We start from the raw sequence: 23,191 nt of genomic DNA, 5'->3' as shown, positions 1-23,191 counted from the left end.
CGGATACGAATGAAAACGTATCTACTGACATAAACGATGTAAATGAGGAAACATAATATGGCAGAGCAACGTGGTGGTTCAGGTAATTTCTCACAGGACCGTGAAAAGGCCTCTGAAGCAGGTAAAAAAGGTGGACAGCAAAGCGGCGGTAATTTCAAAAATGACCCGCAGCGCGCATCTGAAGCAGGTAAAAAGGGTGGTCAGCATAGCCATGGTGGCGGACGCAAATCCGACAACTCTTAATTCATCTCATTATTAAAGCCTGTTATTCACTTTAATCGGTAATCTGCGGGTCCGCGGGCTCGCAGAATTTTTATGTCACTGGAGAAAAACATATGAACATGAAAAGTATAGAAGATGTGTTTATTCACTTGCTATCGGACACTTACAGTGCAGAAAAACAGCTTACCCGTGCTCTGGCGAAATTATCCCGCGAAGCTGCCAGCCCGGATCTGAGCGCTGCGTTTAAAGCGCACCTGGAAGAGACCCACGGCCAGATTGAGCGTATCGATCAGCTCGTGGAGAAAACGCCCAATATTAAACTGAAAAGAATGAAGTGCGTTGCAATGGAAGGCTTGATTGAAGAAGCCAATGAAGTCCTTGAAAGCACAGAAAAAAATGAAGTGCGCGATGCGGCGTTAATCGCGGCAGCGCAGAAAGTCGAACACTATGAGATTGCCAGCTATGGCACCCTCGCCACCCTGGCAGAGCAATTAGGCTACACCCAGGCGGTAAAATTATTAGCCGAGACGCTGGAAGAAGAGAAATCCACCGATCTTAAACTGACCGATCTGGCTGTCGGTAATATTAATCAGAAAGCAGAAAAGTAAGCCTGAATTAACCGAACCCGAGGAAGAAAATATGAATCACGTAGAACACTACCATGACTGGCTACGCGATGCTCACGCCATGGAAAAGCAAGCTGAATCTATGCTCGAATCAATGGCGAGCCGCATCGACAATTATCCTGATGTTCGCGCCCGCATAGAACAGCATATTACTGAAACCAAACAGCAGATTACTGTGCTGGAAGAGATCCTTGATCGCAACGATATTTCTCGTTCGATGTTGAAAGACTCCATGAGCAAAATGATGGCGTTCGGCCAGTCTGTCGGCGGCATGGTCACGTCGGACGAAATTGTGAAAGGCTCTATTAGCGGCTACGTTTTCGAACAGTTTGAAATTGCCTGTTATACCTCCTTGCTGGCCGCGGCGAAAAAAGCCGGGGACATGGCGTCAGTGCCTGCTATCGAGTCTATCCTTGCGCAAGAACAGCGTATGGCCGACTGGCTCATCCAGCATATCCCGGATACCACCGAGCAATTCCTCCTGCGTTCAGATGCTGATGGCGTGGAAGCAAAAAAATAACCCAGGAGTGAGCCTATGTTTCGACACGTAAAACAGTTGCAATACACCGTTCGCGTCGCCGAGCCGAATCCCGGCCTCGCGAACCTGCTGCTCGAACAGTTTGGCGGCCCTCAGGGTGAGCTGGCCGCCGCCTGCCGTTACTTCACGCAGGGGCTGGGGGACGATGATCCCGCGCGCAGAGAGATGTTGATGGATATCGCTACCGAAGAGCTGAGCCACCTTGAAATCATCGGTACGCTGGTCGGTATGCTGAATAAAGGTGCCAAAGGCGAACTGGCCGAGGGCACCGAAAGTGAAGCGGAACTGTATCGCTCCCTGACGGCCAACGGTAACGATAGCCATATAACCTCCCTGCTGTACGGGGGTGGGCCACCGCTGACCAACTCTGCGGGCGTACCCTGGACTGCGGCCTATATTGACACCATTGGTGAGGCCACAGCCGACCTGCGCTCCAATATCGCGGCCGAAGCGCGCGCCAAGATCATCTATGAACGCCTGATTAACGTCACTGACGATGTGGGTGTAAAAGATGCCCTCGCGTTCCTGATGACCCGTGAAGCCGCGCACCAGTTGTCGTTTGAGAAAGCATTGCAGTCGATTCGCAATAATTTCCCACCGGGGAAACTGCCGCCAATCGAACAATATGCAACCACCTACTACAATATGTCTGCAGGTGATGATCTTCGCGGCAGCTGGAACAGCGACGAAAACTTCGAGTACGTTGCCGATCCGCAACCCGCCGTTGACGGTGGCGATGGTACGGCTCAGGTTAAGCTCACCAAAGAGCAGGCTGCTATGCTGAAAGCAATGGCGGCTCGTACTGAGTCAGATCCGGATGCCAATCCATTGACGGGTGCTGAGCTGGGGGCCGGTAAAGAAAAACCGTAACCCTGCACCGAAGAAAAAATGCTGTACCACAATGCCCCGTTCCTTACGGGGCATTTCGCTGACAGGGGTAGAGTACGATGTTCGAACTCGATGCGTTCCATCTCGCCAGGCTTCAGTTCGCCTTCACAGTGTCGTTTCACATTATCTTCCCGGCCTTAACCATCGGTCTGGCCAGCTATCTGGTGGTGCTCGAGGGCATGTGGCTGAAGACGAAAAATGACGTCTGGCGCTCGCTGTATCACTTCTGGTTAAAAATCTTCGCCGTTAACTTCGGCATGGGCGTGGTCTCGGGCCTGGTAATGGCCTATCAGTTCGGCACCAACTGGAGCGGCTTTTCCCAGTTTGCCGGGAGTATCACCGGCCCGCTGCTCACCTATGAAGTTTTAACCGCTTTCTTCCTCGAAGCGGGTTTCCTCGGCGTGATGCTGTTTGGCTGGAACAAAGTCGGGCCAGGCCTGCACTTTTTTGCCACCTGCATGGTGGCGCTGGGCACCCTGATGTCCACCTTCTGGATCCTCGCCTCCAATAGCTGGATGCACACCCCGCAGGGCTTCAGCATCGAGAACGGCCAGGTGATCCCCGAAGACTGGTTCGCCATCATCTTTAACCCCTCCTTCCCCTACCGCCTGATCCATATGTCCATTGCCGCTTTCCTCAGTAGCGCCCTGTTTGTGGGTGCCTCGGGGGCCTGGCATTTGCTGCGCGGTAACGATAGCCCGGCGGTGCGCAAAATGTTCTCGATGGCGCTGTGGATGGCGCTGCTGGTTGCGCCGATTCAGGCCTTCGTCGGGGATATGCACGGTCTGAACACCCTCGAACACCAGCCAGCGAAAATCGCCGCCATAGAGGGCCACTGGGAGAACCCACCGGGTGAAGCCACACCGCTGCTGCTGTTTGGCGTGCCGGATATGGAGGAGGAGCGTACCAAATATGGGCTGGAGATCCCGGCGCTCGGCAGCCTGATCCTGACCCATAGCCTGGATAAGCAGGTCCCGGCGCTGAAAGATTTCCCGAAAGATGAGCGACCCAACTCGCTGATCGTCTTCTGGTCATTCCGCGTGATGGTCGGCCTCGGGCTGCTGATGATCCTGATGGGCGTTGTCAGTCTGTGGCTGCGCCATCGCCACCGGCTGTATCACTCCCGTCCGTTCCACTGGTTTGCCCTGAGCATGGGGCCAGCCGGACTGGTGGCCATCCTTGCGGGCTGGATCACCACCGAAGTGGGCCGTCAGCCGTGGGTGGTCTATGGCTATCTACGCACCATTGATGCGGTGTCGCTGCACAGTACTCTGCAGATGAGCATCAGTCTGCTAGCGTTTTTCGTCGTCTACTGCTCGGTGTTCGGCGTGGGGTATGTCTACCTGGTGCGGTTAATTAAGAAAGGACCGCAGCCTACCGACAATCTCTCCCTGAATACTGACGGCAGACCCGCGCGTCCGCTCTCGGCGGCAGAACCGGTACCGGAAGAGGAGAAACCATAATGGGCGTCGATATCTCAGTGATCTGGTTTGCCATCATCGTCTTCGCCACCCTGATGTACATCATCATGGATGGGTTCGATTTGGGTATCGGCATGCTCTTCTACTTTGAGCGTGATCCGCAGGCGCGTGACGTGATGGTCAATAGCGTCGCGCCGGTGTGGGACGGGAATGAAACCTGGCTAGTGTTGGGGGGCGCGGGGCTGTTTGGTGCCTTCCCGCTGGCCTATGCGGTGATTATCGACGCCCTGACGATCCCCCTGACTGCCATGCTGATTGGTCTCATCTTCCGCGGCGTGGCCTTTGAGTTTCGTTTTAAAGCCACGCCGTCGCACCGCGGCTTCTGGGACATCTCCTTCGCCGCCGGTTCGCTGCTGGCGACCTTCAGCCAGGGCATTGTGGTGGGGGCGATGATTAACGGTTTCGACGTCGAGGGCCGTCGTTTTGCCGGTTCCGCGCTGGACTGGCTGACGCCGTTCAACCTGTTCTGCGGGCTGGGGCTGATGGTGGCTTATACCCTGCTGGGCACCACCTGGCTTATCATGAAAAGCGAAGGGGCGTTACAGCGCCATATGCGCGACCTGACCCGCCATGTGCTGCTGGCGCTGCTGGCGGTCGTGGCGGTGGTCAGCATCTGGACGCCGCTCGGCTGGCAGTTTGTGGCCGACCGCTGGTTCTCGCTGCCTAACTTCTTCTACTTCCTGCCGGTGCCGATACTGGTGGCCGTATGTGGAGTGTTGATCTGGCGGCTCACCCGAAACCCGCACAGTCACGCTCGCCCCTTCCTGCTGACGCTCGGGCTGATTTTCCTCGGCTTCAGCGGGCTGGGCATTAGCCTGTGGCCCAACATTATCCCGCCGGGCATCACCATCTGGGACGCGGCCGCTCCGCCGTCGAGCCAGCTGTTTATGCTGGTGGGAACGCTGCTGATTATTCCGTTGATTCTGGTTTACACCGCCTGGAGCTACTACGTGTTCCGCGGCAAGGTCACGGATACCGAGGGTTATCACTAAATCACATGAAAGTGCCCTCTCCCTTGCGGCTGGCAGAGAAGTACAGAACGTAAGGTGAACGGGACCACCACCTGAGTCGCATGTTCCCCTCACCCCAACCCTCTCCCCAAAGAGGAGAGGGGGCCGACCGTGCCGCTCTTTTTTGTGCGGATCCCTCTGCTCTTGAGGAAGAGGGAACCCCTCACCCCAACCCTCTCCCCAAAGGGGAGAGGGGGCTGACCGAGCCACTATTTTTGTGCAGCTCCCTCTGCCCTTGAGGGAGAGGTAACCCCTCACCCTAACCCTCTCCCCAAAGGGGGGAGGGGGCTGACCGTGCCACTATTGTTGTGCAGCTCCCTCTGCCCTTGAGGGAGAGGGAACCCCTCACCCCAACCCTCTCCCCAAAGAGGAAAGGGGGCTGACCGTGCCGCTCTTTTTTGTGAGGATCCTTCTGCCCTTGAGGGGTACTTCGCCGGGATCGCCGGGTGGCGCTCAGGCTTACCCGGCCTGTAACACTACTTCCGCCGTCCTATCAACTTACCGATCAGCACCAGCCCGGTCACCACCGCGGTACCCACCAGCACTTTACCCGGCACGCCGGAGGTGATGGCCGCAGCCCGGGATTTGGCCTCCGGTGAAAAATGACCGTGTATCCGATGCTCGCCGCCGACCGGGTTGGCGAGATTATCCTGTCTGTCTGGCGGGTTGAGCGCCTCCTCCATCTGCCCTTCCCAGGCATTTTTCACCATCATCCGGTCGAGAAGACCGGGGAACAGAAACTGCCCGACAATCGCCCCGATGGTGCTGCGCCCCACCCACAGCTCGCGCACCGGCTTTTGCGCCACGCCGTAAATCGCCTCGGCGGCAACCTCCGGCTGAAAGACCGGCGCAACCGGGCGCATACTGTAAGCAAACTTGTTCCGCGCCCAGTCAAACTGCGGGGTGTTCAGCCCCGGCATCTGCACCATCGCCAGGTGTACGCCGCTGCGCTCGTGCATCAGCTCGGTACGCAGCGCATCGGTGAAGCCGCGGATCGCCGCCTTGGCGCCGCAGTAGGCCGATTGCAGTGGAATGGAGCGGTAGGCCAACGCGGAGCCGACCTGGATAATCACCCCGCTGTCACGGGGGATCATATGCTCCATCGCGGCCCGCGTGCCGTTAACGCAGCCCAGATAGGTCACCTCCGTTACCCGGCGAAACTCATCGTCGGTGATGCTGTAAAACGGCGCCAGAGTGGTACACATGGCGTTGTTTATCCACACGTCGATAGCGCCCAACTGGTCGGCCAGGGTCTGAGCCGCCTGGCTCAGCGCCGTGGCGTCCACCACATCCACACTCACCGCATGGCAGTTGACGCCATAGTTCGCCACCTCCGCTCGCGTGGCCTCAAGACTATGATCATCGCGGGCGATAAGTCCCACGTCGTATCCCGCCGCCGCAAAACGCAGCGCGGTTGCTTTCCCTACCCCAGCCGTTGCGCCGGTAATTACCACCACACTCATAGCCTCTCCTTAATGCAACTGCTTTTTCCAGTGCGGAACCTGCCGCAACAGTTCAGAAAGCGCATAGCGAACCGCTTTCTCGATCACATCTTCACATTCGCCGGTAAAGTGCTGTACGGCGGTGTTCACTTCGCCGCGAAAGCACCAGCCAAACCAGACGGTGCCCGCCGGGGTACCATCTTCCCCGCCATCCGGCCCCGCGTAACCGCTGATAGCGATGCTGACATCCGCATCGGCCAGCTTCAGTGCCCCTTCGGCCATTTCGCCCACCGTCTGGCTACTTACGGCGGTGTACTTTTCAAGCGTGGCATTGCTGACGCCCAACACCTTGTGTTTAGCTTCATTGTTAAAGGTCACCACGCCGGTGCCAAAGAAGGAGGCAGTATCCTTTTCTGCACAGAGTGCAGAGGCCACATTGCCACCGGTACAGGACTCTGCCGTGGTAAGCAGCCAGCCTAAGTCGGTCAACACCGTTGACACCTGGCGGGTGAGTTCCTTGGTGGTTTTGGCCTGGTTCCAGATATTTTCTTTCATGATTCACTCTCTTCGGGAATAATCGATATATGCCCATTACGTTCAAGGATTGCGTATTTAATTTTCTCCAGCTGATATATGCCGTGATTTTGTCGGGCCGATACCAGAATATCGTCGCAGGAGACATCCACTTTCTTTAATTTCTCTTGTTGTAATTCACCGTGCACCACCAGAATAACCGGCGAGCCATCGAACATGGATTCCGCACCGGAAATGTATTTTTTTGCCAGCCCGAAAAGCATATCAATCACCACCAGCGTAATAATGGTTAGCATGGCACCGGTCACCGAAAAATCATCCCCTAACAGCGCCTGCTGCGTGGCCTCACTAATTATCAATAACAGGATTAAATCAAAGCTGGTCATTTGCAGCAGCGCCCGCCTTCCGGCGATTTTAAACACCACCAGCAAAATCAGATAAATCGCCACCGCCCTGAGTATCATTTCCATGCTGGTCCCCTACGGGTAGATAAATTGCCAGAAAGAGAGACCCGGCTGATTATTTACGGTGACGGTGGTGACGGTCTTACCGGGTTTATCCGGGGTGTTATAGATCCAGACGTTAAAATCTTTGCGTGGTTTTGCCTCCTGATAAACCAGCACCAGCTCCCCACCCTCGCTGTGCATTTCATCAGGCTGCGGCCAGATATTATCGGTTTGCGTTCGCGCCATATATTCTCCACCGACACGCAACGTCAGCGGCGCAGTGCCTTGACCGGGCAACGTAATTTTCAGCTCAAGGGGCGTTTGCAGTCGGCCAAAGCGCTGATATTTCACCTGCACACTCTTGGCGACGTTGATTTTTTTCGCGTCGCTAAAATAACCACCTGAAAAAACGCCAGCCAGCGCAGCGGCAATAATCAACAATAACAGCACAAAACCGAAGCGGCGGGCATCGTATTCAAACTGCAGAGCGGTATGGTTTTGTTTCACACCGGGCAAAGGAGGGGAACTTTCTTTTACTTTTGCCATATATCACCTCACCGTCTCGTTAATTAATATTATGCAGCCAGATGATTTTTATAGATAAATTTGATTAGGAGTGTTCTTGTTTGCAAAATAAAAAATAGCAACCAGGCTTAATCTGTCAAGCAAGTTAAACTAAGGAGGCAGTATGAAATTAACCGTCGCACCCTTATTGTGTTGTCTTTTAATCTCAACGGCATATGCCGAAGATAATGGTGGACTTAAAAAAGATACTGCTCCTCCAGCGCCACACTCCCTGGATGATGGCTATCGCGGGGCGGAAGACGCCAGAATCATGACCGTGGAGCAGGCCAAAGAGATGCACGATGGCGCCACGATCTCCTTACGGGGTAATCTCATTGATGGCGGCGAAGGGGATAAATTTAAATTCCGCGATAAAACCGGCACCATTGATACAGTAATTCCCAAGGCCGTATTTGATGGCCGCACCGTCCAGCCCGATAATATGATCAGCATTAACGGCAGCCTGGATAAGAAATCAACGCCTCCGGTTGTGCGCGTTGACCGCATTCAGAAATAAGCGTTAATTTCACTTAAGTTTCACGTGGATATTTCCCGCAATCCACGTGAAACCCCTGATATATTCTTTCCCGGCGCAAACCTACCAGAATTAAGGAGCCTGAAACTCGGATAATTCTGTGCTTTAGGATTAATCCCCCTTTCCTTCCCCTCGCAATACTTAAACAATTTTACACAAATTCACATTGTCTTCTTTTTGCTTACACAGCACGGATCCGCCGATGAAAGCCCGACACAATATCGCCATAATAATAGCGTCAGCCTCTGGCCTGTCTTTAATGATCCCTGCCCAGGCAGCGGAGCCAGATAATCAATTTATTATTCAGCAGCAGCGTCAGAGAGCCCTGGAACAGCAATTAACCCCGCCTGTTCCCGATGTACGCCTTTCTGAGCCGTCATCCGGCTTTGGCAAGATTGCGTTTCCGACGGAATCCCCCTGCTTCCCGATCAACCGCGTCGAACTGAGCGGCCAGCAAGCCCTGCCCCACTGGGTGCCGCTGCAGCGGATTGCGGACCAGGCGCAGGGGCGCTGTCTGGGCGGCAAAGGGATCAATCTGCTGATGAGCACGATGCAGAACCGCCTCGTTGACCACGGCTGGATCACCACCCGCGTGCTGGCCCCGTCGCAGGATCTGAAAAGCGGAACGTTGAAACTCACCATTGTGCCGGGCACCATCCGCCATGTGCGGCTCACCAAAGAGAGCGATGACTATATCCAGCTGTACAGCGCCTTCCCGGCCCACGAAGAGAACCTGCTGGATCTGCGCGATATTGAACAGGGGCTGGAAAACTTACAACGTCTGCCGACGGTAGAGGCCAATATGGAGCTGCTGCCGGGAGAGAACCCGGGCGAGAGCGACGTGGTGATCACCCGTAAGCAGAGCAAAATGTGGCGTATCGGCCTGTCGCTGGACGATGCCGGGACCGAAACCACCGGGCGCTATCAGGGCGGCGTCACGCTGTCGCTGGATAACCCCTTCTCCCTGAGCGACCTGCTGTATGTCTCAGCCAGTCACGACCTGAACGACAAGGGCGGCAAAGGCAGCAAAAACTACACGGCGCACTACTCGGTGCCCTTTGGCTACTGGATGCTGGGCGTCACCGGCAGCGACTACGACTACCACCAGACCGTCGCCGGGCTGAACAGTGATTATCGCTACAGCGGTAAAAGCAAAAACCTCGATATCCAGCTCAGCCGCGTGCTGCACCGCAGCGGCTCGCAAAAAACCACCTTTAGCTACGACGTGCTGGCGCGGGAGACCCGCAACTTTATCGATGACACGGAAGTGGGCGTCCAGCGTCGTCAGACCGCGGGCTGGCGCATCGGGCTGGATCATCGCCACTACATCGGCCAGGCCACGCTGGATGCGGGCATCAGCTATCAGCGCGGCACCCGCTGGTTCGGCGCACAGCCTGCGCCGGAAGAGTTCTGGGGCGATGCGACTGCGCTCAGCAAAATTACCCTGATAAGCGGCCAGCTCGATCTGCCGTTTGCCATCGGCACGCAAAACTTCCGCTACAACGTGCAGTACCTGCGCCAGATCAGCAACACGCCGCTGACCCCGCAGGATCAGTTCGCCATCGGCAACCGCTGGACGGTGCGCGGCTTTGACGGCGAGCGCACCCTGAGCGCCAGCCACGGCTGGTACGTGCGTAACGATCTGGCCTGGCGCACGCCGCTGCCGAACCAGGAGTTCTATCTGGGTGCCGATTACGGCGAAGTGGGCGGTTACAGTTCCGATCTGCAGGTGGGTAAACACCTGGCGGGCGGCGTAGCGGGCCTGCGCGGCAACGCCTTCAACACCGGCTATGACCTGTTCGCCGGAACGCCATTCTCGAAGCCGGACGGCTTTGAAACCAGCGATCTCACGCTCGGCTTTAACCTCAACTGGAGCTGGTGATGCGCGTCGGACATCTGGATATCAAAGCGCCGCTGATCCTCGGCGGCCGGGAGAGCGAGGCCGAAGTGCTGGGGGCAACCGTCTGGCTGTGGATGCACTCCCCGATGCACCGGGACGCCCCGCTGCATGCCCTGCCCACCCTGCTGCTGCCGATCATCAAACGCCAACAGTACGTGCTGGTGAGCGAAAACGACCGGCCAGTCTTTTTCCTCAGCTGGGCCAGCATGAACGAGGAGGCGGAAGCCCGCTACCTCACCCGCCCCGCCATCGAGATGAAAGAAGAAGACTGGGATAGCGGAGAGCGGATCTGGTTCAGCGACTGGATCGCCCCCTTCGGCCATACCCCCGCGATGTACAACCTGATGCGCCGCGATATCTTCCCCGACCACGTCTGCCGCGCGCTGTATCACCGCGGCGCAGAACGTGGCAAGCGCGTGATGCTGTTCCACGGCAGCCACGTCAGCCGTCAACACGCCAGAGAGTGGCAACAGAATCACCCGCTCACCGTGAGCCTGCCGGAAGCGTTTAAAGGAACGAACCATGAATAAGAACCTGTACCGAATTGTCTTCAACAAAGCGCGCGGCATGCTGATGGTGGTGGCGGATATCGCCCGCTCCGGCCGCGCCGGTTCGTCACGTTCTTCCGGCATTGGCCATACCCACAGCCAGCTTATCGGCAAGGTGAGCGCCATCAGCCTGAGCCTGTGGCTGGCGATGGGGGCCGTGCAGACGGCGCAGGCCGCTATCGTGGCGGACGCTGGTGCGCCAAAAAATCAGCAGCCGACGGTGGTGAACAGCGCCAACGGCACGCCGCAGGTCAACATCCAGACCCCGTCCGGCGCCGGGGTATCACGTAACAACTACACCCAGTTCGACGTGGACAGCAAAGGGGCGATCCTCAACAACTCGCACAAAAACGTGCAGACCAATCTGGGCGGCATGGTGGCGGGCAACCCGTGGCTGGCGAAAGGCGAAGCCAAGGTGATCCTCAACGAGGTCAGCTCCCGCGACCCGAGCAAGCTGAACGGCATGATCGAAGTCGCCGGTAAAAAAGCCCAGGTGGTGATCGCCAACCCGTCGGGCATCACCTGTAGCGGCTGCGGCTTTATTAACGCCAACCGCGCCACCCTCACCACCGGCCAGCCGCAGATGAAAGACGGCGCGCTGACCGGCTTCAACGTCGAGCGCGGCGAGGTGGTGGTGGACGGCGCGGGGATGGATACCTCCGGCGCGGATTACACCGACATCATTGCCCGCTCGGTGAAGGTTAACGCCGGGCTGTGGGCCAAGGATTTGAAGGTCACCACCGGGCGCAACAAGGTGGATGCGGCCCACGAGGTCATCGAAAAAGGCAGCGACGATCCTGCTACCCGTCCACAGCTGGCGGTGGATGTGGCCAGCCTCGGCGGCATGTATGCCGGTAAGATCCGCATGGTCGGCACCGAGAGCGGTGTCGGGGTGCGTAACGCCGGGGCCATCGGTGCCCAGGCGGGCACCGTGACCCTCTCCGCCGACGGACGCATTGAGAACAGCGGCACCCTGCGTGCCAGCGATAGCGCCAGCCTGCAAACCGCCAGCGACATGAACAACAGCGGGGTCATCACTGCCGCCAGCAATGTCCGGGTCAATGCGGCAAGCTTCACCGGGAGCCAGCAGAGCGTGCTGGCCGCCGGGGTGAAAAGCGACGGCAAGCTCGCCGACGCGGGCGATCTGGAACTCAGCACCAGCGGCCAGCTGAGCGCCCACGGGCAAACCCTGGCGGGCGGGGATCTTAGCGTCCGTGGCCAGGGCGTGGACGTCAGCGGCAGCCAGACCCAGGGCAAACGCCTCCTGCTGGACGGCGGCGCGGGGGATGTGAACACCGCCAGCGCGAAGGTCAACGCCAACGAAATGACCGTCCGCACCGGGAAATTACTTAACAACGCCGGGGGCACGCTGAGCGCGGAGACGATTAACCTCAGCGCCCACGACCTCAGTAACCAGAAAGGCAACATCGTCCAGCGTGGCAGCAACGCGCTGACTGTCGATCTGCCGGGCAACATCAATAACCAGCAGGGGCAGATTGGCGCGACGAACGGCGTGCAGCTCAAGGCTGACACCCTCGATAACACCGCCGGGCAGATTATGGCGGTGGCAGGCGATACCCGGCTGCAGGCCGGGGCAATCGACAACACCGCAGGGAAGATCGTGGCGGTGGCGGGCAATACCCGGCTGGAAACCGGGGCCGTGAACAACCAGCAGGGGCTAATCTCTGCCGCGACGGGCGAGGGTGAAATCCAAAGCCAGCAGGCGGTGAACAATGCCAAAGGCCGCATCGAGGCGGCAAAAACCCAGCGCATCAGCGCCGGGAGCCTTAACAACCAGCAGGGGGTGATTGTCGCCGACGGCGCAACCCTGGCCCTGAACGGCGGCGCGTTTGACAACCGTTCCGGCTCCCTGCTCTCTCAGGGTTCCCTGAGCCTTGAGAGCGGCGCACTGAACAACCAGAGCGGCTTCCTGGCGAGCAATGGCGACTTCAGCCTGAGCGCAGGCGCGCTGAACAACCAGAGCGGGTTGCTGGCAAGCGAAGGCGACTTTAGCCTGAACGCGGGTGCTATCGACAATACCGACGGCCAGATTGGCGCTAACCGGTCGTTGAACGCCGGTTTCGACAGTCTCAGCAATAACGGCGGCGCGCTGAAATCGGTCGGGGCCATGACCCTGAGCGGCGGCCAGCTGGATAACAGCCAGGGCACCACGTTCTCTGGTACCAGCCTCACCTTTGACGGCAATACGCTGAACAATACCGCCGGGCAGTTGGCGGCGACGCAGAGCCTCTCCCTGACCACCACGCAGCTCATCAATAATAAAGGCGTGGTGCAGGGCGACGGCGTGAACGTCACCTCAAGTGCCATCGATAATAGCGCAGGTACCCTTAACAGCCTGGGGGCGCTGAACCTCTCGGCAGACCGCCTCAATAACCAGGCGGGTACCCTGGCCGCCAGCGACGCGGCGGATATTGCAGCCACCCGTCTTGATAACCGCAGCGGCGGGCGGGTGATTGGCGAAGCCGATACCACCCTGCACAGCCAGAACCTGCAAAACGGCGGCGGGCAGATCCAGTCGGTGGGCGATCTGCTCCTCGACAGCGCTCGTGGGACTGTAGAGAACGTCTCGGGGCTGATCCGCAGCGGCAAAAGCGTGACCCTCAATGCCCTGAACGTTATTAACCGCGACACGCTCGGTGAAAACCAGGGGCTGGAGGGCCAGAGTCTGGCGCTCAATACCGGTGCCCTGGATAACCAGCGCGGCAGCATCCTGGCGAATAACACGCTGAGCATCGATAACAGCGGTGTGCTGAACAACAGCGCCGGGGCGCTGGCCTCCGGTGACACCCTGGATCTTAGCGGTAGCGGCCTGAATCTGGTCAACGCAGGCGGCACCCTGAAAGCGGGTAAAACCCTGAACGTAGACGCGGCGTCGCTGGATGCCAGCGGCCAGCTGCTGTCGCTGGGGGATATGGATCTCCATAGCGCTAACGGCGTGAACAACACCGGCACCACCATCGCCAACGGCAACCTGACCTTCACCACCGACGGGGATCTCACCAACAGCGGCCAGCTGATGGCGGGCAGTGCCCTCAATGTGCAGAGCGCCAACCTGACCAACCTCGCCAGCGGCGAAATCAACGCAGGGAGCACCACCCTGACGGCCACCGGCACGGTACGCAATACCGGCCTGATCGACGGGATCACCACCCGCATTAACGCTGACACCCTGACCAACATCGGCACCGGGCGGATCTACGGCGATGCGGTGGGCGTGAATGTGGATACCTTTAACAACCTCGCCGAAAACGGCACTGCGGCGACGCTGGCCGGGCGCGAGCGTGTGAACCTCGGCGTGCAGACGCTGAACAACGCCGACCACGGCCTGATCTACAGCGCAGGCAGCATGACCATCGGCGGCGCGCTGGACGACAACGGCGCCGTTACCGGCCGCGCGGGCACCATCAATAACCACAGCTCGACCATCGAGTCCGCCGGGGATATGGCGATTGCCGCCGGGCAGATCAACAACATCAACGACCACTTCTCCACCGAGGTGGGGCGGGTGTCGCAGGACGATCTGACCGACTACCAGCACACGGGTTCAACCAACCGCTGGAGTTCGACTGAGCAAGGCGTGTGGGTGGATGACAACTCCTCCGATGGCCTGAAAAACCTCAACACGCCAGAGCGTTCCGGCCACGGCAATGACAATTTCAACCAGTACGACTACACCCGCACGATCGACGAAACGCGCATCAAAGAGAGCGACCCGGCGAAGATCCTCGCCGGCGGCAACCTGCTGATGACCGGCGACAAGCTGTTCAACGACAAGAGTCAGGTGATCGCAGGCGGCACCCTGGCGATTGACCAGATGGGCAGCGTGCAGAACGACGACGTGCCCGGCAAGCGTTACACCACCGATGAGGGCACCGTCACCCACTACTACCGTATTCGCCACAAAGGCGACGATGAACAGGGGCGCGATCGCACGGCCTACACCCCGCCAACCACCATCCAGGATATCGCCCTGAAACCGGGCCAGCTGGTCAGCAACGGCAGCGTCGAGGGGAGCAATCTCAGCATCACTCCGCTGGTGTTGCAGGGAACGGACGTGGCGATTGGGCAGGCTGCGGGCGTGAAACCTGTGCCGCAGCAGACCGTCTCCCCTGGCGAGCCGGTGACCCCGCCTGCCGGGCAGCAGTTTGAAGTGACCCCGGCCAACGGCGCGATCCGCATTATCGGCCCGAATACCACCCTGCCGGACAACAGCCTGTTCAAGGTGAACCCGTCGGCGGAGGTGCCGTATCTGGTGGAGACCGATCCGCGCTTTACCAACGAGCGCCAGTGGCTCGGCAGCGACTACATGCAGGACGCCTTTACCGCCGATGGCGACAATACCCTTAAGCGGCTGGGCGACGGCTACTACGAGCAGCGCCTGATCCGCGAGCAGGTGATTGGCATTACCGGCCAGCGCTATCTCGACGGCTATAACAACGACGAAGAGCAGTACAAAGCGCTGATGGATCGCGGCATTACCTTCGGCAAGCAGTATGACCTGAAGCTCGGCGTGGCGCTGACGCCGGAGCAGATGGCGCTCCTGACCGGGGATATCGTCTGGCTGGTTAACACCCAGGTGAAGATGCCGAACGGCTCAATGGAAAACGTACTGGTCCCGCAGGTCTACGCCAAAGTGAAACCGGGGGATATCGACGGCTCCGGGGCGCTGATTGCCGGGAACAATGTCTCCATTAAGCTCAACGGCGACCTGTTTAACCGCGGGACGATTGCCGGGCGCAATGTGTTGCAGCTGGATGCCGACAACATCACCAACCAGACCGGCACCATCCAGGGGGCAGACGTCAACCTGAACGCCCGCACCGATATTAACAATATTGGCGGCGCCATCGTGGGCGACAGCAGCGTGCTGGCCCGCGCCGGACGCGACATCACCCTCACCAGCACCACCACCAGCGCTTCCAGCGTGAACGGTGAGAACAGCTTTGCCCGCACCACCATCAACAGCGTCTCGGGCATTTACGTCCAGGGCGACGACGGCAGGCTGGCGTTGCAGTCCGGGCGGGATATCACCCTGACCGGGGCGCAGGTGATCGCCAGCGGCGAGAACGGCAAAGCGCAGCTGGTGGCTGGGCGGGATATGACCCTGAATACGGTGGAAACCGCCAGCCGCGATAATCTGGTGTGGGATGGCGATAACAGCCTGAAACAGGGGCAGACCAATAGCATCGGCAGCGAAGTGACGGGTAAAGGTGACGTCACTCTGGCCGCCGGGAACGATCTCAACGCCCGCGCCGCCGCCCTCTCCGCTGGCGAGGCGCTGAACGTCAGCGCCGGGAATAACCTGACCCTGACGGCGGGCGAGAATACGCAGGATCTGGACGAACGGCATAAAGTGGTGGGCGGTAACGGCTTCCTGTCGAAAACCACCACGACCACCCGCGACCAGATTGACCGCCAGACGGTGCAGAGCAGTGAGCTGAACGGCGATACCGTTAACCTGACCGCCGGCAACGATCTCACCGTGCTCGGCAGCAACGTGGCCGGTACGGGCGATGTTGCCCTGCTGGCAGGCAACAACCTGAGCGTCGAGACCCAGGCCGAACGTAATAACGAACTGCACCAGAAGCAGGAGAAAAAATCGGGGCTGTTAAGCTCGGGCGGGATCGGCTTTAGCGTCGGCACCCAGAGCATCAAAACCACCGACACCGGCGCGGACGCCACCCAGGCGGGCAGCACGGTGGGCAGCGTCAATGGCGACCTGAGCCTGCGGGCGGGCGATCGCCTGACGGTGAGCGGCTCCGATTTGGTGGCCGGTCAGGATATGGCCCTCAGCGGTAAAAACGTCGATATCACGGCGGTGAACAACCGCAGCCAGCAGACCCACGAGGTGGAGCAAAAAACCTCCGGGCTGACGCTGGCGCTCTCCGGCACCGTCGGCAGCGCGCTGAACAGCGCCGTCGAGGCCTCTCAGCAGGCGAAATCCTCCGGCAGCAGCCGCCTGCAGGCATTGCAGGGCGTGAAGGCGGCGCTCGCCGGCGTACAGGCCGCGCAGGCCGGACGGTTGGATCAGGCCATGGGCGCGGATGCCTCTAACACCAACACGGTGGGTATTAGCCTCTCTTACGGCAGCCAGTCGTCGAAATCGACCCAGTACAGCGAGCAGAACACCGCTCAAGGCAGCACCCTTAACGCCGGGCGCGATCTCAGCGTGATCGCCACCGGCAGCGGCGCGCGCGGCACGGACGGAGATCTGACCGTGGAAGGCAGCCAGCTGAAGGCGGGCAACGATATCACCCTTGCCGCCAACCGCGATCTGTACCTGCGCTCGGCGCAAAACACCCAACTGCTGGACGGCAAAAACGAGAGCAAGGGCGGCAGCGTTGGGGTTGGCATCGGCGTGGGCTCCGGCGGCTTTGGCCTTAACATCTCCGCCAGCGTCAACCGCGGCAAAGGCAACGAGAGCGGCAACGGCACCACCCACAGCGAGACTACCGTGGACGCGGGCCGCCAGGTGAATCTCCTGACCGGACGTGACGCCACCCTGACCGGGGCGCAGGTGAGCGGCGAAACCGTGAAAGCGGATATTGGCCGCAACCTGACGCTCACCTCCGAGCAGGACAGCGATCGCTACGACTCGAAACAGCAGAACGCCAGCGCGGGCGGGAGCTTCAGCATCGGCTCCATGACCGGCTCGGCCAGCGTCAACGTCAGCCGCGACAAGATGCACAGCAACTACGACTCGGTGGTTGAACAGACCGGGATCTTCGCCGGTAAAGGCGGCTATGACGTGACCGTGGGTGAGCATACCCAGCTCAACGGGGCGGTGATTGGCTCGACGGCAACCGCTGATAAAAACCGTCTCGATACCGGCACCATCGGCTTTAGCGATATTGAAAACCGCGCCGATTTCGAAGTGGAACACCAGAGCGTGGGCATGAGCACCGGGGGCAGCATCGGCAGTCAGTTTGCCGGGAATATGGCTAACGGCCTGCTGGTGGGCGCGAACCGCGACGGGCATGACAGCAGCACCACGCACGCGGCGGTATCGGACGGTACGCTGATCGTCCGCGACCAGGATCGTCAGGTTCAGGATGTGAATCAGCTCAGCCGCGACGTGGCGCACGCCAACCAGACGCTCTCCCCTATCTTCGACAAAGAGAAAGAGCAGGAGCGACTCCAGCAGGCGCAGTTGATCGGCGAGATTGGCAATCAGGTGGCGGATATTGCCCGCACCGAGGGCAGCATCCGGGCCACTAACGCCGCGAAAGAGAAGCTGAACCACGTCAATGCACAGGACCTGCAGGAGGCGAAAGCCGCGTGGGAAAAAGCCAACCCGGGCAAAACCGCGACCCTGAGCGACATCAACGGCCAGATCTACCAGACGGCCTACAACGACGCGCTCAGCGCCTCGGGCTTTGGCACCGGCGGTCAGTATCAGCAGGCGATTCAGGCGGCGACGGCGGCGGTTCAGGGGCTGGCCGGGAGCGATCTCAGTGCGGCCCTTGCTGGCGGTGCTGCGCCGTACGTGGCGGAGGTGATTGGTCACTACAGCGGCCTGAACGACGCGGGCAAAGTCGCGGCCCACGCGGTGGTCAACGCCGCGCTGGCCGCCGCCCAGGGTCAGGACGCGCTAGCGGGAGCCGCCGGAGCCGCCACGGGCGAGCTGGTGGGGATGATCGCCACCGAGATGTACGGGAAATCTGCCGACGAGCTGGACGAAACCCAGAAGCAGACGGTCTCTGCGCTGGCAACGCTGGCGGCGGGCTTGTCCGGCGGACTGGTGGGCGACAGCTCGGCTTCTGCCGTAGCGGGAGCGCAGGCGGGTAAGACGACGGTTGAGAATAACTATCTAAGTACGGCAGAAGCACGTCAGCTAGATAAAGAGCTACTGGAGTGTAAAGCCTCCGGCGGTGACTGCATGAAGGTGGTTGAGAAGTATTTGGCAATCAGTAATAAGAAGAGCAAAGAGCTTGCGGATGCCTGTACCGGCGGAGGGGTGACCTGTGTTACCTGGCAGGAGCTGATCCAGGCCTCTACCAACGTGGCCAACGATCCGCAGCCGGGGCAGTTCCGCCTGGATGAAAAACTCAAAGATCCGACGGCAGCGGCACTGGTGAATTATCTGAATGGCGCGGACCTGAAATTCCTGCAGGACAATATCACCAAAGGGGATCGCGTATTGTCTGTGGTGATGGATCCAACCTCATGGCCGGTGATCATCATGGGCGGACGAGCGATTCTGACCAACGCCGTAAATAACACCAAAGAGCAGCTTATCGCTGTGGGCGTGGGTGTCGGTTTAGGGGCAGGTATTCAGTACAAAACGACGGGTGAAGTCAAACTTGCCGATCTTATTGGATCTGGGGTTATCGGGGCGATCACCGCGGGTAAAGGTTATAACCCAACCGTGACATGGAACGCAGCAGGTGGTTACTATCAAGCTCAAATCAATGGCGACGATCCTATGCTCGCAGCTTTACTGAGTAAGGCGGGTGCTTCTGCAGGTTTCGCTACAGGGAACATGATCAAAGTGCCGTTTGATAAAATATTCAACCCGGTATCAAAACAGTACGAGTGGGTTCCAACAGGCGTCTGGACAATAACCAAACCTGTACCACAACACCCTTTACCTTCAATATTGGGTAACGCAGGGGACTCTGCGATGTCGGGTATGGTTTCAGATAAGCTGAAAGAGAGCGGTAGTAAGAATGAAAAACAGCACTAAATCGTTTATTAACCTTGTTTACCTGTGCTGCGCGATAGGTCTGGCTGTGTTCATTCTGACGCTCCTTGGCCGTTTAGTCGGTGCGGGATTAGCATGGAATGTGAAGGAGGATTTCCCCTTCTCTTTCAAAGATGTGTTGATATGTCTTGAGTTAACCTGGCTGGGGCTGCCTGCAGGTTTGATCATCTGGTTTTTTTATCACCGGTAAAAGACCTGGACAGGTTGCAATGTGAATCATCTCCCGCCCCTGCTGGCGGGAGATGAAACGAAACAATTATCTTCGGTGAAGACAGGAGTCTGTAAATGACAACCAAATCAGTTGATCAACTACAGACAGGATTAGATCTCTACCTGTTAAACGGCTATGTCGAATCAAATGCATTTAACGATCCGAATGATGATACGCTGGAATATCTGGGTATGCTGCTCATGGAAGATCAACCCGCGGCGCTAAAATATTGTCAGAGATTTTTGCAGCTGTCCCAGGTCAATGATGAACTAAAATCAGCCGCACTTGATTACTTATTACTGTCCAGTGAATGGCGTTTCGCGTATCAGTATCTTTATAGCCAGGCGGAAATACTTTCTATCCCGGAACTTGAAAAGACTTTTTTTTATTTTTATTGTGATAAAAACGAAGCCACACCTTATCCCGTTCCCGAAGGGCTATTCACGAAATTGTTAGCACGATTTGAGGTTGTTAAGGATGAGCCCGATGCTTATTTTTATCATCTTCATGAAGCCTATAATGACTTTGTTAAAACGCTTTCCGATACGCCGAACTGACTTTATTGTGGGGAAACAATCTGTGACTCAATCACATCATTTAATTAAAGTTATTGCCGATATGGCCATTTTCCTTGAATTTACTGACGAAAATTCGCTCAATCCAGATGCCGCTGTGGAAATGATGGAACATATAGCCGCCGAGCTTCAGCTATTAAAGGACGATGAGAAAATTCGCGTTATCGATTCCTTTGCAGAAATTGCGAAAGCGTACCGGGGGGATGAGTCCGACTTTGTCAAAGCCCTTCCCGATACGCTGGGTTTACGTTAACCTCATTTAATGAATCGTTCTTACAGACCTGCATTGGCGGCAACAAATCTGCAGTATCTATGTTATGGACTTAAAACCTCTGAAAATATGGATATTAAGACGATAAAATGACTATCGAGAAAACGACTTTAATCGTAGATAAAATGCAATGCATGGCTACCTTATTAGAATTAGGCAGATATGCCGAATGGTCAGCCAGGATTTTTAAACTGGCTAAGAAATATGAGCTTGATTCTGATGATACCAAACACATTTTTCTCAATCTCTATGGTGGAATGGGGTCTCTAAACGATCTCGTAATATATAGAAACGGAAAGGTTTTGATGAGTGAAAACGATGAACTCGATCAGCTCCGGCGCGACCTGTTTAACCTTCTTTCCTGACCCCCCGCTCTCGCAGGTGGTTTTTTAGATTTTTGTTCACGACAGGAGGAAAGATGCGCGAATCCCAGGACATTTATAATGATATTGGTGCGGTATTGCTTTCGATCGCGCCTGAGGATGCGGTAGAAATCATTCTGAACGCAAAGTTAGAACCTGAAAATGACTGCGGTGAGTTTACTTATGACTATGTTGATAAACAGGGAAACCAGCATTGGGTTACTGAAACAGCGGATGCCAGTGCAAGTCTTTTAGATCTTTTGGTCGAACTGAGGAATTTTTTCGTTGATAACGTTCAATCACTCGAAAAGCCGTTCTGGCAGGGCTGTGAGGTAACGGTAAACGTTGAAACACTCAGGATTAACATTGACTTTAAATATGAGAACTAAACATGTCTATATTTTGGGAAAAGCTCTTATCCGTTTGCAGCAGTGATATCTCCTCAGGAAAGGGGCAAAAAGTCCCCGCAGCTTTTCATGATTATCCTCTGGTTGAGGATTTAATTAATTTATTAAATAAACGAAACGGATTTTATGGTTTCGAGTCAGCCCTACATGTTTTCCCTGTTGAGACAGACGGGGAAGAGATCGGCCTCATCGACTGGAATGATAATAGCTTATGGATTGATTGTTACAATGATCTTGCTCATAACGCCATTTTCTTTGCTGAAGATGTTTTTGGCGGCCAATTTTGTATAAAAAAAGATGGCATATACACGTTCGATCCAGAAACAGGCTCTTTTGATTACCTTGCGCCTGATATCAATGAATGGTGTAAAAACATACTTGAAGACTATCAGGTCTTAACAGGCTATCCACTAGCAAACGCATGGCAGAAGAAGTATGGTTCAATACCTGCGGGCTATCGCCTGGCCCCCAAAATTCCGTTTGTTATGGGTGGCAAATATGAGCCAGATAATCTTTACTTAGAAAAATCGACAGTAGCAATGAAAGCAAGAGCCCATATTGCATTGCAAATAAGAGATGTTCCCGATGGTAGCAACATCCAGTTAACGTTGAAATAGTGTGCAGTGAGGTTCACTAATATGCTCGCCAATATTAATGAAATACAAAAACAAGTTGATGAAATTATTTTACGAGCAGGTTTTCCAAAACATTCAGTGAATCTGTGTTCTGCTCCCTATGGCGACGGCACTCCCTATATTTCATTCGAAAAAGATTCATATAATTATATTTACTCAGAAAGAGGGTATGAGTTTTCCCGAAAAGTCACTCACTCTTTGAATACGCTGCTTTATTGGATAATGTCCGAATTCGCCTATCAGATTGCCTACCAGTATGAGTTAGAACACAGGGTTAAAGGGAGGGATGGACGGCGCATCGCTTTTCCAAAATTTATTGAAATAATGGCGAATATGAACCCAGCCTGGGAGTCGGAGGCGCGAGTTGACATTCAAAAAATTCTGGCTGAAGCGCCCTACGATGATAGCCTCTATACATAATTGAGGGCAACATAGTAGCAATGCTGGCGCAGGGTAAAATTACAAAGTAAGTGGCCGAAGAGCAGGTGAAGGCCGAAAATGAACGCTATAAGCGCGAACACTGTGCCGGAATGAGCGCCGAAGCCTGCTCGGTTAAAATGTACACTGAGCGTCGGGAAGCGCTGAAGGATGTGGCGTTATTTGGTGTGGAATTTGTACCCATCGTCGGAGATATTAAAGGGTTTACGGAAGCGCAATCTGCAGTAGATTATCTGGCCGCTGTAATAGCGATTATTCCGGGGGCAGGTGACGGAGCAAGGAAAGTACTTAAAGCAGCAGAGAAGGCACTGGCAAAAGACGATCTTGATACTGCGTCTACGCTAATCAATAAGGCCAGTGATGAAATTGTTGCTGTATCTGGTAGTAAGGGAAACTGGATTAAACAGCTGAATAATCCTCTGCCAAATAAAACGTATAAAATTGATGGTGATAAAACTTTTGTGACCGATAGTCATGGACGGGTAGCATCTGTTGAAGCCGATCTGTCATTATTGACGAGAGATCGTAATACCTACCAACAGTGCAAAGCTGGTAAATGTGGGATTACAGGGGATGAAAGTGGTCACCTCATAGCCAGTATTTTTGGAGGTTTGGGTGAGAAGTTTAATATTGTTCCAATGAGTGGCAATCTGAATAAGGTTGTCTGGAAACAAATGGAAAATACGTGGGCTGCTGCACTGAAAGAGGGTAAGCAGGTCAATGTTAAGATAGAACCTGTGTATTCTGGAACGGGAGGTCGCCCGGAAAGCTTTAACGTTTTATACTCTATCAATGGCGGGCGCCCAGTAGAATAAAACTTTATTAATGCTCCG

The 23,191-nt window shown here is 56.4% G+C and carries 22 protein-coding genes; 18 read left to right on the top strand and 4 right to left on the bottom strand.

The features are described 5' to 3' along the window. Positions 1-57: 57 nt before the first annotated feature. The 6 genes from C3F35_RS17190 (at position 58) to cydB (ending at position 4,747) form a co-directional block, all read left to right on the top strand. Positions 58-243: a general stress protein gene (locus C3F35_RS17190; protein WP_032613375.1), complete on the top strand. Its 186-nt coding sequence runs from the start codon at positions 58-60 to the stop codon at positions 241-243. A gap of 92 nt (positions 244-335) precedes the next feature. Continuing rightward, positions 336-830, top strand: coding sequence for a YciE/YciF ferroxidase family protein (locus C3F35_RS17185; protein WP_103792496.1), 495 nt, complete (start codon positions 336-338; stop codon positions 828-830). Between the two features lie 31 nt (positions 831-861). Then, entirely contained in the window at positions 862-1,368 is a 507-nt protein-coding gene (locus C3F35_RS17180; protein ID WP_103792497.1) for a ferritin-like domain-containing protein, read from the top strand. Positions 1,369-1,383: 15 nt separating this feature from the next. Next, entirely contained in the window at positions 1,384-2,256 is an 873-nt protein-coding gene (locus C3F35_RS17175; RefSeq protein ID WP_032613381.1) for a manganese catalase family protein, read from the top strand. A 77-nt stretch (positions 2,257-2,333) separates the two neighbouring features. Beyond that, positions 2,334-3,737, top strand: coding sequence for a cytochrome ubiquinol oxidase subunit I (locus tag C3F35_RS17170; RefSeq protein WP_103792498.1), 1,404 nt, complete (start codon positions 2,334-2,336; stop codon positions 3,735-3,737). Next, positions 3,737-4,747 carry a cytochrome d ubiquinol oxidase subunit II gene (gene cydB, locus C3F35_RS17165; RefSeq protein ID WP_032613386.1) on the top strand — a complete coding sequence of 337 codons (1,011 nt, stop codon included), beginning with the start codon at positions 3,737-3,739 and terminating at the stop codon, positions 4,745-4,747. The genes C3F35_RS17170 and cydB overlap by 1 nt, the downstream gene beginning before the upstream one ends. A gap of 494 nt (positions 4,748-5,241) precedes the next feature. On the opposite strand, the gene C3F35_RS17160 is transcribed toward cydB, so the two are convergent. Genes C3F35_RS17160 through C3F35_RS17145 form a run of 4 tightly spaced genes read right to left on the bottom strand, consistent with a single transcriptional unit; the run spans position 5,242 to position 7,733 of the window. Then, complete coding sequence (locus tag C3F35_RS17160) at positions 5,242-6,228, bottom strand: SDR family oxidoreductase (RefSeq protein WP_103792499.1); 987 nt, start codon at positions 6,226-6,228, stop codon at positions 5,242-5,244. 9 nt (positions 6,229-6,237) lie between these two features. Then, the gene (locus C3F35_RS17155; RefSeq protein WP_077227772.1) at positions 6,238-6,762 is read right to left on the bottom strand and encodes a 2-oxo-tetronate isomerase; all 525 of its coding nucleotides are present in this window, start codon (positions 6,760-6,762) and stop codon (positions 6,238-6,240) included. Continuing rightward, complete coding sequence (locus tag C3F35_RS17150) at positions 6,759-7,211, bottom strand: DUF421 domain-containing protein (RefSeq protein ID WP_032613400.1); 453 nt, start codon at positions 7,209-7,211, stop codon at positions 6,759-6,761. Before C3F35_RS17150 ends, C3F35_RS17155 begins: the two co-directional genes overlap by 4 nt. 9 nt (positions 7,212-7,220) lie before the next feature. After that, positions 7,221-7,733 carry a hypothetical protein gene (locus C3F35_RS17145; protein WP_103792500.1) on the bottom strand — a complete coding sequence of 171 codons (513 nt, stop codon included), beginning with the start codon at positions 7,731-7,733 and terminating at the stop codon, positions 7,221-7,223. A 142-nt stretch (positions 7,734-7,875) separates the two neighbouring features. Here C3F35_RS17145 and C3F35_RS17140 point away from each other — a divergent pair, with 142 nt between their 5' ends. The 12 genes from C3F35_RS17140 to C3F35_RS27075 all read left to right on the top strand — a co-directional run bounded on the left by C3F35_RS17140 (position 7,876) and on the right by C3F35_RS27075 (position 23,173). After that, entirely contained in the window at positions 7,876-8,268 is a 393-nt protein-coding gene (locus C3F35_RS17140) for a YdeI family stress tolerance OB fold protein (protein WP_032613403.1), read from the top strand. Positions 8,269-8,488: 220 nt separating this feature from the next. Continuing rightward, entirely contained in the window at positions 8,489-10,168 is a 1,680-nt protein-coding gene (locus tag C3F35_RS17135) for a ShlB/FhaC/HecB family hemolysin secretion/activation protein (RefSeq protein ID WP_103792501.1), read from the top strand. Beyond that, entirely contained in the window at positions 10,168-10,716 is a 549-nt protein-coding gene (locus tag C3F35_RS17130; RefSeq protein WP_103792502.1) for a toxin-activating lysine-acyltransferase, read from the top strand. The genes C3F35_RS17135 and C3F35_RS17130 overlap by 1 nt, the downstream gene beginning before the upstream one ends. After that, the gene (locus C3F35_RS17125) at positions 10,709-19,441 is read left to right on the top strand and encodes a two-partner secretion domain-containing protein (protein ID WP_103792503.1); all 8,733 of its coding nucleotides are present in this window, start codon (positions 10,709-10,711) and stop codon (positions 19,439-19,441) included. Before C3F35_RS17130 ends, C3F35_RS17125 begins: the two co-directional genes overlap by 8 nt. Next, on the top strand, positions 19,425-19,649 hold the full coding sequence (locus C3F35_RS17120) for a hypothetical protein (protein ID WP_032613411.1): 225 nt from the start codon (positions 19,425-19,427) through the stop codon (positions 19,647-19,649). The genes C3F35_RS17125 and C3F35_RS17120 overlap by 17 nt, the downstream gene beginning before the upstream one ends. A gap of 95 nt (positions 19,650-19,744) precedes the next feature. Further along, complete coding sequence (locus tag C3F35_RS17115; RefSeq protein WP_103792504.1) at positions 19,745-20,227, top strand: hypothetical protein; 483 nt, start codon at positions 19,745-19,747, stop codon at positions 20,225-20,227. Between the two features lie 22 nt (positions 20,228-20,249). Beyond that, positions 20,250-20,498 (top strand): hypothetical protein, encoded by a 249-nt coding sequence (locus C3F35_RS17110; protein WP_223610385.1) that lies wholly within the window; start codon positions 20,250-20,252, stop codon positions 20,496-20,498. A 107-nt stretch (positions 20,499-20,605) separates the two neighbouring features. Next, positions 20,606-20,881 (top strand): DUF6966 domain-containing protein, encoded by a 276-nt coding sequence (locus tag C3F35_RS17105; RefSeq protein ID WP_103792505.1) that lies wholly within the window; start codon positions 20,606-20,608, stop codon positions 20,879-20,881. A gap of 53 nt (positions 20,882-20,934) precedes the next feature. Beyond that, positions 20,935-21,267 (top strand): hypothetical protein, encoded by a 333-nt coding sequence (locus C3F35_RS17100; protein ID WP_103792506.1) that lies wholly within the window; start codon positions 20,935-20,937, stop codon positions 21,265-21,267. A 2-nt stretch (positions 21,268-21,269) separates the two neighbouring features. Continuing rightward, positions 21,270-21,902: an SMI1/KNR4 family protein gene (locus C3F35_RS17095; RefSeq protein WP_199186143.1), complete on the top strand. Its 633-nt coding sequence runs from the start codon at positions 21,270-21,272 to the stop codon at positions 21,900-21,902. Between the two features lie 21 nt (positions 21,903-21,923). Further along, entirely contained in the window at positions 21,924-22,340 is a 417-nt protein-coding gene (locus C3F35_RS17090) for an Imm63 family immunity protein (RefSeq protein WP_196221584.1), read from the top strand. Positions 22,341-22,405: 65 nt separating this feature from the next. After that, positions 22,406-23,173: a DNA/RNA non-specific endonuclease gene (locus tag C3F35_RS27075; protein WP_233211647.1), complete on the top strand. Its 768-nt coding sequence runs from the start codon at positions 22,406-22,408 to the stop codon at positions 23,171-23,173. Positions 23,174-23,191: the final 18 nt, after the last annotated feature.

The organism is Leclercia sp. LSNIH3, from assembly GCF_002935105.1.
GTDB lineage: Bacteria > Pseudomonadota > Gammaproteobacteria > Enterobacterales > Enterobacteriaceae > Enterobacter > Enterobacter adecarboxylatus.
The sequence above is the reverse complement of the archived record's forward strand: the minus strand, read 5'-3'. Positions and strand labels throughout refer to the sequence as shown.